This is a genomic window from Neisseria sp. P0006.S009, assembly GCF_051962915.1.
Taxonomy (GTDB): Bacteria; Pseudomonadota; Gammaproteobacteria; order Burkholderiales; family Neisseriaceae; genus Neisseria; species Neisseria subflava_E.
In genome coordinates this window covers 184128-197427 of record NZ_JBQCUV010000003.1, presented here as the reverse complement: position 1 = coordinate 197427, position 13300 = coordinate 184128, and the positions used below count along the sequence as shown (strand labels likewise).

The following is a 13300-nucleotide window of genomic DNA, read 5'->3' as shown; positions in this document are numbered from 1 at the left end:
CTCAAAAGAACAGGCCGTCTGAAAACTTTTCAGACGGCCTGTTTTATTTTACCCAGCGTTTAAAGCTGTCGGTAAAAGATTATTTTTTCACTTTTTTAGCAGCTGGTTTAGCGGCAGCTTTCGCGCCTTTGTCCAATGCGCAGAAACGGGTAGCGATTTGGTCAACCACTTCTTGTTTGCCATTTACTTCGGTAGTACCGCGGATAGTCAGCATGTTGCCATCAACTTTGTCCACGTTGGCTGCAGTGGCTGCTTCAGCAATCCAAGCAACATTGCCGCCCCAGAATGCATTTACATCTTTGCTGCTGTCAGTAATACGGAACAGGTTTTCAGTTACTTGGCCTTTGTATTTTACTTGGGCAGCAACAACTTCGTTGCCTTTGAAGCCATACATTACGCTCAGAGGCTCTTTGCCGTCTTTACCGCATTTGTAGTGAACTTCTTTAGTACCGTCGATAGAGTCTACTTTCAAAGTATTAGGTACTGGAGCTTGAGCTTGTTGAGCCTGAGCTTGAGTTTGTTGTTGCGCAGTAGGCGCAGCTTTAGCTTCAGGTTTGGCTTTAGAACCGCTGCTACATGCAGTCAGGGCAACAGCCGCCAAAACGGCAGGAACGATTAATTTAACATTCATATTCATAATTGACTCCCAAATGGTTTCAATAAAAAACCGGCAAACGCCGGCTGACATTTACACATTAACAGAGATATTCCGTCTTGTCTTTATCTCAGACGGCATTTTTTAAGAAAAGTTCAAATAAATATTTTTATTTTCTAAAATCAAGAAATTATAAATATGAAATCATGTAAATTCAGGTTTAGGAACTCTTAAGATGAATACTATTGTCAATAACTCGGGGGTTGGCAATGGTAAAATGAGATTGAAAAGCGCATATAGACGACAAAAAGTCTGGGCGATTTATTTTACACACTTCTGCCTCTTGAGTTGCCGTGAGTTTCAGACGGCCTTTGAACACAAACAGTAAATGTAATAAAAAAACGCAATCTGAAACAGATTGCGTTTTTTTTTGAAAACTGGCACGCCCACGGGGAATCGAACCCCGGTTACCGCCGTGAAAGGGCGATGTCCTAACCGCTAGACGATGGGCGCGGATAAATCTTGTGGCGCACCCGGAGCGATTCGAACGCCCGACCCTCTGGTTCGTAGCCAGATACTCTATCCAACTGAGCTACGGGTGCATCCTCATCACTTCGCTAGTGCGTTGTGAATCAAGAAGACCGAATAATATAGGCTTTCCTAAAACCTGTCTACCCTTTTCACGGATATTTTTTATATTTTTATTTAACTATTTGAAATTAAACAATATAAGATTAACGTAAAATCCCTACTCCTGACAAATCCTGTGCCATTTTGGCGGCGGAATTATCGGTCATGCCGCCGACAAAATCCAAAATTTTCATATAGGCCTGATACAGACTGTCTTCAGGAAGAATCGGATTGTGCTTTTTCAATAATTCCAACGCCAAAGACTGACGTGTTGCCAACTGTTTTTCAGCAATCAGGGCATAAGCGGCAGGGACGAGCAAATCCAAGATAGAGCCTAAGCATGGGAACGTGGCAATCTCGGTCAAGAGTTTGGTGTGATGGCGAAAAATCCGTGTTTGCGCCAATTCTTTCGCTTTTGCCAAAGTGTTTTGCACTTGCGGGCTGCACAGAGCCAGCAAATCTTTGCCTTTGAATGTTCCGTCCAACAAATCGGACTGATGCAACATAAAGGTTTGCGCGACATCATCAATCGCCTTGCCGATCGCAATGCCGCGCAACATGGCACAACGCTGACGGCTGGAGCTGGCGTGCCACGCGCTTTCGGCGAAGGTCAGTTCGGACAAAATACTTTCTACTTCCGTATCCGTGAGCAAATCCAATTCGACAGCATCTTCCAAGTCCAGCAAGGCATAGCAAATATCGTCGGCGGCCTCCATCAAATAAGACAAAGGATGGCGCGCCCAGCTGTCTGCTCCTGCGGAAACCAGCCCTAATTCGTCGGCAACTTGACGGATAAACGGCAACTCGGTTTGATAAATATTGAATTTTTTTCTGCCGTTCGGATGTTGCGTTGTCCACGGATACTTCAACAATGCGCCGATGGCTGCCGCAGTCAGGCGCATTCCGCCCGCCTCGGGATACATTTCAAGGCTGGCGACGATACGCAGGCTATGCGCATTGCCTTCATAGGTTTGAATATCGTTGCGTTCCGCTTCGTTTAATGTGTTCAGATAAATTTGATGCTCAGGCCGTCTGAACCAATCGCGCAAAGCATCTTCGCCGGTATGGCCAAACGGAGGATTGCCCAAATCATGCGCCAAACAGGCAACCTGCACCACAGCACCAATATCGCTGGGCGTATTGCCCTGCGGCAGAAAACCGCCGTTGTGCAACATCACGCCCACACGGTTGCCCAAGCTTCTGCCTACGCTGGCAACTTCAACGCTGTGCGTCAGGCGGTTGTGCGTCAAGTCATGTTGCGCCAACGGATGTACCTGCGTTTTACGGCCAAGGCGGCGGAAAGCTCCGGAAAAAACAACCCGGTCGTAGTCGATGTGAAAATCCGTACGTAAAGCATCGGCACCTTCTTGAGTCGAAGGGGTAACGGTCGGCACGATTTCGCCGTTTTTAGTGCGGAAGCGTTGGGTGGATAATAAGTTTTGCCAATTCATTCGGATGTTCATAAAGGTTCCTCAAGCAAAGTAAAGGCCGTCTGAAACATATTCAGACGGCCTTATGCTTATTTACCGCGCATCAATTCAAAGAAATCGTCATTGTTTTTAGAGTCTTTGAGTTTGCCCACCAAAAACTCGGTCGCTTCGATTTCGTCCATAGGATGCAGGAATTTGCGCAAGAGCCACATACGTTGCAACTGATCGTTCGGCACCAGCAATTCTTCGCGGCGCGTACCGGATTTATTGATGCTGATGGCCGGGAACAGGCGTTTTTCTGCCATGCGGCGGTCAAGGTGCAATTCCATATTGCCCGTGCCTTTGAACTCTTCGTAAATCACGTCGTCCATGCGGCTGCCGGTTTCAACAAGCGCTGTCGCAATAATGGTAAGCGAACCGCTCTCTTCCACATTACGCGCTGCGCCGAAAAAGCGTTTCGGACGGTGCAAAGCGTTGGCATCAACACCACCGGTCAGAATTTTACCCGAAGTCGGTACAACGGTATTGTAGGCGCGCGCCAAACGGGTAATCGAATCCAGCAGGATGACCACGTCTTTTTTGTGTTCAACCATGCGTTTGGCTTTTTCAATCACCATCTCGGCCACTTGTACATGGCGTTGCGCAGGCTCGTCAAACGTAGAGGAAACCACTTCGCCGCGTACAGAACGGCTCATTTCGGTCACTTCTTCCGGACGCTCGTCAATCAACAGGACAATCAGCTCGACATCGGGATAATTGGCGGTAATGGCGTGGGCAATGTTTTGCAACATCACGGTTTTACCGGTTTTAGGCGGCGCCACCAACAATGCACGTTGGCCTTTACCGATTGGGGAAACCAAGTCGATGGCGCGGCCGGTCAGATTCTCTTCGGCTTTGATGTCGCGCTCGAGTTTGAATTGTTCGGTTGGGAATAAAGGCGTGAGGTTTTCAAAAAGGATTTTGTGTTTGCAGACTTCAGGCTGATCGCCGTTGATGGTATCGAGGCGGACAAGGGCGAAATAACGCTCGTTGTCTTTAGGTACGCGCACGCTGCCTTCGATGGTGTCGCCGGTGTGCAGATTGAAGCGGCGGATTTGCGTGGGCGAAACATAAATATCGTCAGGACCGGCAAGGTAAGAAGTATCTGCGCTGCGCAAGAAACCGAAGCCGTCAGGCAGGATTTCGAGCGTGCCGGAACAGGTAAAGCTGACATTCTGCTTCATCATCTGGCGGACGATGGCAAAAACGAGGTCTTGTTTGCGGAAACGGTTGGCGTTTTCAATGCCATGTTCTTCTGCCATTTCCAAGAGTTTGGAAATGTGGAGGGTTTGGAGTTCTGAAACGTGCATAGTATTGATATATTTTGAATGGTATCAGAGAGATGGCACAAAGGCCGTCTGAAAGTATGAAATCGTGCCGCAGGATACGGTAGATTTTTGAGAAAGTTGAATTTTAGGCAGTTGGAGGCAGGGTGTCAAATTTTTAAATCGAACACTGAGGCCGAGACCTTGGTCTTATCCTACAATAAGATTACGGCTGGAAGTAACGTGGCAACCGCAATCTTATCATCAAAAATCCGAGTATTTACCCAACTTCAGACGGCCTTCTGCCCATACCGCATCAACGTCATGCCACCAACCGCCGCCGCACAACCCGCAACCAGCGAAATATGCAGCGGTTCGCCCAAAAACCACGCCGAAGACAGCACACCGAAAATCGGCACAAGCGTAATATACGCCGCCGCGCTGCCTGCACCCAAAGTCTTCACGCCTTCAAAATACCACGCATAGGCCAAGACCGTCGCGCCGATGACCAGCCACGCCAAGGCTGTCCAGCCGCGCCCATCCATTGCCGCTATCGCCTCAAACGGCATTCCGTCCGTCCACAACGCCACCACCGACAACATCAATGCACCAATGAACGACGTTGCCGTTGTTACCGTCAGCGCGTCTATCCCGCGCAAAACCGCGCGACCGATTAAGGTATAAGCCGCCCAACAGACCACGCAGCCGAAAATCAGCCACTCCCCTGCCTTGATGCCGCCCGATAACACTGTCAACGGCTGCCCTTGCGTTACCACCATAATGGCACCGCCGACCGCCAGCAGCATACCCGCCAAAATCTTCACATTTAAACGCTCGCCGAAAAACCAAGTTGCCAACAGCAGCGTCAACACGGGATTCACCGCCACAACCACCGCCGCCTTGCCTGCCGGCATAGTCTGCAAACCCAGCATAAAAAACACCGCATAACCGCACACGCCGACGGAAGCAGCCGCCGTCAAACCCAGCCATTGCCGCGCCGACAAAGCCGCCAAAGTCGCGAACCTGCTGCGCGCAAACAACCAGCCCAACAACAAAACCGAAGCCAAGACAAACCGAACTGCCCCGCCCGTCAGCGGTGGCAGCGACTGCCCCAGCATCCGCCCCATCGGCCAGGATGCGCCCCACAACACTGCCATTCCCAGCAGTTTCAAATGTACAGAATAACGTTCCATCTCATCCCTTTATCGACAAAGGCCGTCTGAAAACCGGATTTCAAGTTTTCAGACGGCCTTCAATATAGCGACTGCAAACAGATTACTTAGGCTGCCAAGAATCTTTCAACGTCACCGTGCGGTTAAACACCGGCGTGTCTTTGCTGTGGTCTTTGCGGTCGGTGACGAAGTAGCCGATGCGTTCAAACTGCCAACGGCTCTCCGCCGGCAAATCTTTTGCGACAGGCTCGGCGTAGGCGGTGATTTCCTTGATGGATTCTGGATTGAGGAAATCGGTAAACGGCAGATAGTTGCCGTCTTCGCCGCGCACGGCATCGGGACGCTCGACGGTAAAGAGGCGGTCGTACAGGCGGACTTTAATTTCGGCTGCGTGTTCGGCAGACACCCAGTGAATCACGCCTTTAACTTTGCGGCCTTCGGGATTTTTGCCCAAGGTATCGTGGTCGATACTGCATTTGAGTTCAACCACATTGCCCGCTGCGTCTTTTACTACTTCATCGCATTTGATGACATAGCCATGGCGCAAACGCACTTCGCCGCCGGGAATCAGGCGTTTGAAGCCTTTAGGCGGATTTTCGGCAAAGTCGTCGGCTTCGATGTAAATGGTTTGTGAAATAGGTACTTCGCGATCGCCCATTTCCTCGTGGTTCGGATGGAATGCGGCACGGCGGCTTTGGGTTTTACCGGCTTCAAAGTTGGTCAGGGTCACTTTGAGCGGGTTCAAAACCGCCATCATGCGTGGCGCAGAGTTTTCCAACTCTTCACGAATCGCACCTTCCAACACGCTCATGTCAACGATGTTTTCAGATTTGGAAATACCGGCGCGTTTGGCAAACAGGCGCAAGCCTTCGGGCGTGTAGCCGCGGCGGCGCATACCGGAAATGGTCGGCATACGCGGATCATCCCAACCGGCAACGTGGCCGTCTGAAACCAGTTGGTTCAGCTTGCGTTTGGACGTGATGGAATACAGAAGCTCCAAACGGGAAAATTCGTATTGGCGTGGACGTGTGGCGTGCGGCGCAGGAATGTTGTCCAACACCCAGTCGTACAACGGACGGTGTGCTTCAAATTCGAGTGTACACAAGGAATGCGTGATGCCCTCGATAGCATCGGAAATGCAGTGCGTGTAGTCGTACATCGGGTAGATGCACCATTTGTCACCGGTGTTGTGGTGATGGGCGCGGCGGATGCGGTAGATGACGGGGTCGCGCATATTGATGTTGCCGGATGCCATGTCGATTTTCAGGCGCAGGGTTTTGCTGCCGTCGGGGAACTCGCCGTTTTTCATGCGTGTAAACAGGTCGAGATTCTCTTCGACGCTGCGGTCGCGGTAAGGGCTGTTTTTGCCTGCTTCGGTCAGCGTACCGCGGTATTCGCGCATTTCTTCGGGCGTCAAATCATCGACATAGGCCTTGCCGTCTTTGATTAAACCGACGGCGTAATCGTAAAGCTGGTCAAAATAATTGGAAGCAAAACGCGGTTCGCCCGCCCAATGAAAACCGAGCCACTCAACGTCTTCTTTGATGGCGTTGACGTATTCGTCGTTTTCTTTTTCGGGGTTGGTGTCATCGAAACGCAGGTTGCACAAGCCGTCATAAATATACGCCAAACCGAAGTTCAAGCAGATGGATTTGGCGTGGCCGATGTGCAGGTAGCCGTTCGGCTCGGGTGGGAAACGGGTTTGGATGGCTGTATGTTTACCGCTTTTGAGGTCTTCTTCGATAATGGTGCGGATAAAGTGGTTGTCCGCGAATTGGTCTTTATTCAACATAATATTTCTTTGATGGAAAGATGATTTTCTGTTTTCAGACGGCCTGGGCATTCAATCAGGCCGTCTGAAAGGAATGGAATGATGGCTCAATTGTACCCGACTTGGCTACTTTGATACAGGGTCGGCAACCTGCCACGCCACGCCGCGCTCGTTTAGGGTTTTCTGCATGGCGGCGGATGGTGTGCGGTCGGTAAATAGCTTATCGAATGCGCCGATATCGCCCAGTCTGACCAGGGCATTGCTGTTGAACTTGCTGTGGTCGACGCCGAGATAGCGCACGCGGGCATTGTTCACCATCGCCTGCATGACGCTGACTTCCTTGTAATCGTCATCCAAAAGCGAGCCGTCGTTTTCTATGCCGTGGGTACTCATGATGGCATAGTCGACTTTGAATTGGTTGATGAAATCGACGGTCGCCACGCCGGTAATACCGCCGTCCAAGGGGCGGACCACGCCGGAAGCGATGATGACCGTGTAGTCGGTACGCGCTGCGGTAATTGAGGCGGCGTAGATGTTGTTGGTGATAATCCGCAGGTTTTTACGCTGTCTGACCAACTCGGCAGCGACGGCTTCCATGGTGGTGCCGATGCTGATAAAAAGCGAGGCATTGTCGGGAATGGTGGAAGCAATCAGACGGGCAATGGCGTTTTTTTCCTGCTGCTGATGGTTGCGCCGCTCCTGCCCTGCCGTTACGACTGAAACGTCGCCCAAAGATGCGCCGCCGTGATAGCGTTTGAGCTGTCCGGTCTCGCTCAACTCCTGCACATCGCGGCGTATGGTTTGCGGCGTAACATCCAAATTTGCCGCCAATTCTTCTACCGTCATAAAGTTATGTTCGCGGACAAGGCTGAGGATATGTTCGTGTCTTTGGATTTTGGGTTTCATGGCGTTTCGTTTTGTAGGGATAAACCAATGGCCGTCTGAATATTTCAGACGGCCTTTTTATTATCAAACCGATTACATCTCAAGTTTCTGTTCCAAGCGTTCCATACACGCGCCCAAGTGACGGCGCATGACTTTGGTCACACGGTTGCGCTTGCCTGCCAGCAACAAATCGAGGATTTCTCGGTGTTCATGGTGCGAATTGGAATCGATGTTGCGCTTTTCTTTGCGAAGCGGATCGGAAACGGCCACAATCAATGAAGAGCGCGCGCACAAGGTATTCATAATTTCAAACAGGACATCGTTGTCCAGCAGCCGCGCCAATTCGACATGGAAGGCATTGGACAGGCGGTTCCAACCCACGCGGTCGCCGCTTTCGGAGGCTGCACCCTCTTGCTCAATCATGGCGTAAAGCGGTTTCAGACGCGTTTCCAAATCAGGCATATCGATAAGGACGCTCAAAATCATGCTTTCCATTTCGATACGCGTGTTGAACACGTCTTTCATTTCTTTCAAGTCCGGCACATGGACAAATGCGCCGCGATTGGGCTGCAAATCGACGATTTTATCGTGCGCCAAAAGCGATAATGCGCCACGCACGGTATTGCGCGAGCAAACCATTTGTCGGCAAAGCTCGGACTCGGTCAGTTTTTTGCCCGGCAGCAGCAGATGGTCGGTAATGCCGTCCAAAATCAATGCGTACACGCGGAAGAGTTCCGAATCGTGACGCTCTTCCAAAATAAGCGATGAAGTTGCAGGCGCAACGTTGGTATTATTTTCGTAATCCATAATGTTTCCCCAGTATCCGTATTAAGGCACAAGCGTTTACAAACCTGCAGCTTTCGGGGGTGTTTAAAATATAATTAAAAATTGTTGACAATGTTAAACGAAACTTGCACAATGAGGTCAACAAGCCAAGTTATAAAGGCTGATAGAGAGAGAGAAAAAGGAATAAAAAGCAAGCAGATATATTCATGTTAATGCGTGAATATATCTGCTTTTTTTGTGGGTAGCCGGTTCACGCTCCGACACTCCCACCCTGAAATCGCCCTATTCTGTTTCGACGATCTCGAAGCTGTGGCTCATTTTTGCCGCTTTGCCCAGCATAATCGATGCGGAGCAATATTTTTCGGCAGACATCTGTACGGCGCGCTCAATCGCGCTTTCTTGCAAATCTCGACCATACACTTTGAAATGGATATGGATTTCGGTAAACACGCGCGGCGCGGTGTCGGCGCGTTTGGCAGTCACTTCGGCACGGCAGTCGGTGATTTTTTGGCGTTGTTTCTCGGCAATCATCACTACATCGATGCTGGAGCAGCCTGCTACACCCAACAACAGCATTTCCATCGGGCTGGGGCCGCGTTTGACTTCGCCTTCAGCCGCCGCGCCTTCCATCATAACGCTGTGTCCGTTTGCCGTTGTACCGACGAAGCACATTCCGTCTATCCATTTTGAGGTAACTTGCATGGTGTCTTTTTTATCCGTAAAAGCATTAATCCGATATTGTAAACAATTTCAAGTGATAAACCTAGTCAGGCCGTCTGAAAAATACAATCAATTACAATTGGTCTGAACGCATTATTCGTCCCGATACGCCCAATGGTTGACCGGCCCGTGCCCTGCCCCGATACCCAAAGGATGGGAAATGGCGGCAGCAATATAGTTTTTTGCCGTTTGAACCGCCTCGGATACGCTAAACCCTTTTGCCAACTCGGCTGTGATGCAGGCAGAAAATGTGCAGCCCGTACCATGCGTATGCGGCGTTGGGAAACGTTTGCTGTTCAGCTCAATGATTTCATATGGCGTAAACAGCCAGTCAGTGCAATATTCGCTTTGGCTGTCGGCAAGATGGCCGCCCTTAATTACCACATTTTTCACGCCCCAATCCTGAAGAATTTTGGCGGCGCGTTCCGCATCTTGGCGGTTTTCAATATTGATACCCGTCAATGCCTGCGCTTCGGGCAGATTGGGGGTCAATACGTCCGTATGCGGCAGCAGCAGGCGTTTCATGGCTTCGACGGCTGAATTTTCCAACAACGGTGCGCCGCCTTTGGCAATCATGACCGGATCCAACACGCGTTTGCCGAAGTCGCATTCGGCGGTTTGTTCCGCCACGCATTCGATGATTTCCGCCGTACCCAGCATGCCGATTTTATAGGCGCGGATTTGGAAATCCTCCTGAATTGCGGCAATTTGCGCGGCAATCATGTCGGTCGGTATCGGATGCACTGCTGATATGCCCAAAGTATTTTGTGCGGTAACCGCTGTCAGTACGCTGGTGCCGAACACACCGCGCATTTGAAATGTCTTTAAATCCGCCTGTATGCCCGCGCCGCCGCCGGAATCTGAGCCGGCAATCGTCAGCGTTTGAATAAAAAGTTCGTCCATCATATCCTCCTGTTTTTCAGACGGCCTTTTGCTTATCGTTAATGGGAAGCCGTTTGGTTTTATCCGCAAACAAAGGCATTCGCCGTCTATTTTTCCGAATGCCTTATCTGTTGTTTTACCAAAAACAAATGTATGTTCTCGGGCGAAATATCTTAACAAACAAAAGGCCGTCTGAAAACTATTTTCATTTTCAGACGGCCTGTTCAATTTTAAACCTATTCAGGCTTAATCTTCGTATGCGTCAATCGGCAAGCAGGAGCAAACCAGATTGCGGTCGCCATACACTTCATCTACCCGTTTGACGCTCGGCCAGAATTTGTGTTCGCGGACGAACGGCAATGGGAAGACAGCTTCTTCGCGGGAGTACGGATGCGCCCATTCACCGGTTACATCTGCTGCGGTATGCGGAGCATTCACCAGCGGATTATCCTCTTTCGGCCATTCGCCGCGCTCGACTTTCAGCACTTCCTGTTTGATTTGTTTCAGGGCGGCGATGAAGCGGTCGAGTTCGGCTTTGCTCTCGCTCTCGGTCGGCTCGATCATCAGCGTGCCGGCAACAGGGAAAGAAACCGTTGGTGCGTGGAAACCGTAGTCCATCAGGCGTTTGGCGATGTCGGTTTCGGTGATGCCGCTTTCGGCTTTAAGCGGACGCAAATCGACGATACATTCGTGCGCAACGCGGCCGTTTTTGCCTGTATACAGAATCGGATAGTCTTCGCTCAGACGTTTGGCAACGTAGTTGGCGTTGAGCAATGCCCAGCGTGTTGCCTGTTCCATGCCTTGTTTGCCCATCATGGTCAGGTACATCCAAGTAATCGGCAGGATGGACGCAGAACCGAAGGCCGCAGCAGCAATGGCGGTTTGGTCGGCACTGGCGCTGTGGGTGTCGGTCAAAGCGTGTCCCGGTGCAAACGGGGCAAGGTGGGCTTTCAAACCGATAGGGCCGACGCCCGGACCGCCGCCGCCGTGAGGGATACAGAAGGTTTTGTGCAGGTTCATGTGCAACACGTCCGCGCCGACTTCGGCAGGCTGCATGATGCCGATTTGGGCGTTGAGGTTGGCGCCGTCCATGTAAACCTGTCCGCCGTTTTCATGGATGATGCGGCAGATGTCGCGGATGCCTTCTTCGTACACGCCATGGGTGGACGGGTAAGTAATCATGATGGCGGACAAAGCGTCGCGGTATTGCTCGGCTTTGGCTTTCAAATCGTCGATGTTGACGTTGCCGTGTTCGTCGGTATCGACAACGACGACTTTCAAACCCAGCATGGCGGCAGTCGCAGGGTTGGTGCCGTGGGCGGATTTGGGAATCAGGCAGATGTTGCGGTGTCCCTCGCCGTTGGCTTCTTGATAGCGGCGGATGGAGAGCATGCCGCTGTATTCGCCCTGCGCGCCGGAGTTGGGCTGGAAAGAAATCGCGTCAAAGCCGGTGATGGCTTTCAGGCTGTTTTCCATGTCGGTCAAAAGCGCGCGGTAGCCTGCGGCTTGGTCTTTGGGGGCGTAGGGGTGGATGTCGGTAAACTCTGCCCAAGTAATCGGCAACATTTCCGCAGTCGCATTGAGCTTCATGGTGCAGCTACCGAGCGAAATCATGCTTCGGTTCATCGCCAAGTCGCGGTCTTCGAGTTTTTTCAGGTAGCGCAACATTTCGTGTTCGGTGTGGTAACTGTTGAACACGGGATGTTGCAGAATGTCGTCTTGACGCAGCAATTCGGCGTTCAGACGGCCTTTGACATCATCGGCAAATATGAACGTATCTTTGCCGGTAAACGCGCGGTACAAATCAACCAAATCTTCGTATGCCGATGTTTCATGGAATGCAGCCGCAATTTGAGTATCGCTCACGCGGCGCAGGTTGTAGCCCGATTCCAAAGCAGCGGCAAACACTTGGTCTGCTTTCTCTTTGCTGCCGAAATCGACGGTAACGGTATCGAAGAAGACTTTATGAACCACATTCAGGCCGTCTGAAACCAGCGCATCGGCAAAGGCAGAAGCCAGCGCGTGAATGCGGTTGGCGATGCGTTTCACGCCTTCGGGGCCGTGGTAAACGGCGTACATACCGGCCAAGTTCGCCAGCAATGCCTGCGCGGTACAAATATTGGATGTCGCTTTTTCGCGGCGGATGTGTTGCTCGCGGGTGGACAACGCCATGCGCAAGGCAGGTTTGCCCGATGCGTCTTTGGATACGCCGATGATGCGACCCGGGGCGGAACGCTTGAACTCGTCTTTAAACGCGAAATAAGCAGCGTGCGGCCCGCCGAAGCCCATCGGTACGCCGAAGCGCTGGGTATTGCCCAAAGCAATATCCGCGCCCAATTCGGCAGGCGACTTCAACAAAACCAAGCTCATAATGTCGGCGGCAACGGCCACGATTGTGCCTTTGGTTTTCAGACGGCCGATAACATCCTGCAAGTCTTGCACATCGCCGTCTTTGCCGACATATTGGAACAGCGCGCCGAAGTATTCGCCTTCATCCGCTTTGGCAAAATCGCCGACCACCAGCTCGAAGCCGAAATATTTGGCGCGGGTTTTCATCACGTCCAAAGTTTGCGGATACACGCGCGCATCCACAAAGAAACGTTCGGATTTCACCTTGCCCACGCGGTGCGCCATCGCCATCGCTTCGGCGGCAGCGGTTGCCTCGTCCAGCAAAGACGCGCCTGCCACAGGGAAACCGGTCAAATCGATACACACCTGCTGGAAGTTCAGCAACGCTTCCAAACGACCCTGCGCGATTTCCGCCTGATACGGCGTGTAGGCGGTGTACCAGCCCGGATTTTCCAACACGTTGCGCAAAATCACGTTCGGCACGCGGGTCGGGTAATAGCCCAAGCCGATATAGGATTTGTTGATCACGTTTTTCGACGCAATGCCTTTCAATTTCGCCAAAGCGTCCGCCTCGGTCAAAGCCTCGAGCAGGTCGAGTTCGGACGGCATACGGATGCTTTGCGGCACGGTATTGCCGACAAAATCGTCCATGCTCTTCTCGCCGAGCGCTTCCAAAAGCGCAGCCTCGTCGCCAAAGCTCAAATGACGCGCGGCAAATTCGTTCGGGTTGAATAATTCAGATAGTTTCATTTCTACTCCTTTTTTGTTATCGGTAT

Annotated in this window: 10 protein-coding genes and 2 tRNA genes; all 12 read right to left on the bottom strand. The window is 51.5% G+C overall.

The genetic code is table 11. The features are described from left to right. Nucleotides 1-79: 79 nt before the first annotated feature. Nucleotides 80-637 carry a hypothetical protein gene (locus tag ACTHTK_RS07050; protein ID WP_039862107.1) on the bottom strand — a complete coding sequence of 186 codons (558 nt, stop codon included), beginning with the start codon at nucleotides 635-637 and terminating at the stop codon, nucleotides 80-82. Nucleotides 638-1033: 396 nt separating this feature from the next. Next, nucleotides 1034-1108: transfer RNA gene (locus ACTHTK_RS07045), tRNA-Glu, on the bottom strand. A gap of 12 nt (nucleotides 1109-1120) precedes the next feature. After that, a tRNA-Arg gene (locus ACTHTK_RS07040) sits at nucleotides 1121-1197 on the bottom strand. A 132-nt stretch (nucleotides 1198-1329) separates the two neighbouring features. Continuing rightward, a complete protein-coding gene (locus ACTHTK_RS07035) occupies nucleotides 1330-2688 on the bottom strand; it encodes a deoxyguanosinetriphosphate triphosphohydrolase (RefSeq protein WP_440378536.1) in 1359 nt (452 codons plus the stop codon). Nucleotides 2689-2744: 56 nt separating this feature from the next. Further along, a complete protein-coding gene (gene rho, locus ACTHTK_RS07030) occupies nucleotides 2745-4004 on the bottom strand; it encodes a transcription termination factor Rho (RefSeq protein ID WP_440378535.1) in 1260 nt (419 codons plus the stop codon). Between the two features lie 245 nt (nucleotides 4005-4249). Then, entirely contained in the window at nucleotides 4250-5152 is a 903-nt protein-coding gene (locus ACTHTK_RS07025) for a DMT family transporter (RefSeq protein ID WP_440378534.1), read from the bottom strand. 82 nt (nucleotides 5153-5234) lie between these two features. After that, the gene (locus tag ACTHTK_RS07020; RefSeq protein ID WP_440378533.1) at nucleotides 5235-6923 is read right to left on the bottom strand and encodes a glutamine--tRNA ligase/YqeY domain fusion protein; all 1689 of its coding nucleotides are present in this window, start codon (nucleotides 6921-6923) and stop codon (nucleotides 5235-5237) included. Between the two features lie 105 nt (nucleotides 6924-7028). Further along, nucleotides 7029-7808, bottom strand: a complete 780-nt coding sequence (locus ACTHTK_RS07015) for a DeoR/GlpR family DNA-binding transcription regulator (RefSeq protein ID WP_049332174.1) — start codon at nucleotides 7806-7808, stop codon at nucleotides 7029-7031. A 72-nt stretch (nucleotides 7809-7880) separates the two neighbouring features. Further along, complete coding sequence (locus tag ACTHTK_RS07010; RefSeq protein WP_070587508.1) at nucleotides 7881-8594, bottom strand: GntR family transcriptional regulator; 714 nt, start codon at nucleotides 8592-8594, stop codon at nucleotides 7881-7883. 261 nt (nucleotides 8595-8855) lie between these two features. Further along, entirely contained in the window at nucleotides 8856-9275 is a 420-nt protein-coding gene (locus tag ACTHTK_RS07005) for an OsmC family protein (protein WP_440378532.1), read from the bottom strand. Between the two features lie 111 nt (nucleotides 9276-9386). Then, nucleotides 9387-10196, bottom strand: coding sequence for a bifunctional hydroxymethylpyrimidine kinase/phosphomethylpyrimidine kinase (thiD, locus tag ACTHTK_RS07000; protein WP_107724078.1), 810 nt, complete (start codon nucleotides 10194-10196; stop codon nucleotides 9387-9389). 225 nt (nucleotides 10197-10421) lie between these two features. Further along, entirely contained in the window at nucleotides 10422-13274 is a 2853-nt protein-coding gene (gene gcvP / locus ACTHTK_RS06995; protein WP_440378531.1) for an aminomethyl-transferring glycine dehydrogenase, read from the bottom strand. Nucleotides 13275-13300 lie beyond the last annotated feature (26 nt).

Bases quoted from the DNA above. Each gene is read 5' to 3' on its own strand.
- ACTHTK_RS07050 (WP_039862107.1), bottom strand. From the start codon at position 637: ATGAATATGAATGTTAAATTAATCGTTCCTGCCGTTTTGGCGGCTGTT.
- ACTHTK_RS07035 (WP_440378536.1), bottom strand. From the start codon at position 2,688: ATGAACATCCGAATGAATTGGCAAAACTTATTATCCACCCAACGCTTC.
- rho (WP_440378535.1), bottom strand. From the start codon at position 4,004: ATGCACGTTTCAGAACTCCAAACCCTCCACATTTCCAAACTCTTGGAA.
- ACTHTK_RS07025 (WP_440378534.1), bottom strand. From the start codon at position 5,152: ATGGAACGTTATTCTGTACATTTGAAACTGCTGGGAATGGCAGTGTTG.
- ACTHTK_RS07020 (WP_440378533.1), bottom strand. From the start codon at position 6,923: ATGTTGAATAAAGACCAATTCGCGGACAACCACTTTATCCGCACCATT.
- ACTHTK_RS07015 (WP_049332174.1), bottom strand. From the start codon at position 7,808: ATGAAACCCAAAATCCAAAGACACGAACATATCCTCAGCCTTGTCCGC.
- ACTHTK_RS07010 (WP_070587508.1), bottom strand. From the start codon at position 8,594: ATGGATTACGAAAATAATACCAACGTTGCGCCTGCAACTTCATCGCTT.
- ACTHTK_RS07005 (WP_440378532.1), bottom strand. From the start codon at position 9,275: ATGCAAGTTACCTCAAAATGGATAGACGGAATGTGCTTCGTCGGTACA.
- thiD (WP_107724078.1), bottom strand. From the start codon at position 10,196: ATGGACGAACTTTTTATTCAAACGCTGACGATTGCCGGCTCAGATTCC.
- gcvP (WP_440378531.1), bottom strand. From the start codon at position 13,274: ATGAAACTATCTGAATTATTCAACCCGAACGAATTTGCCGCGCGTCAT.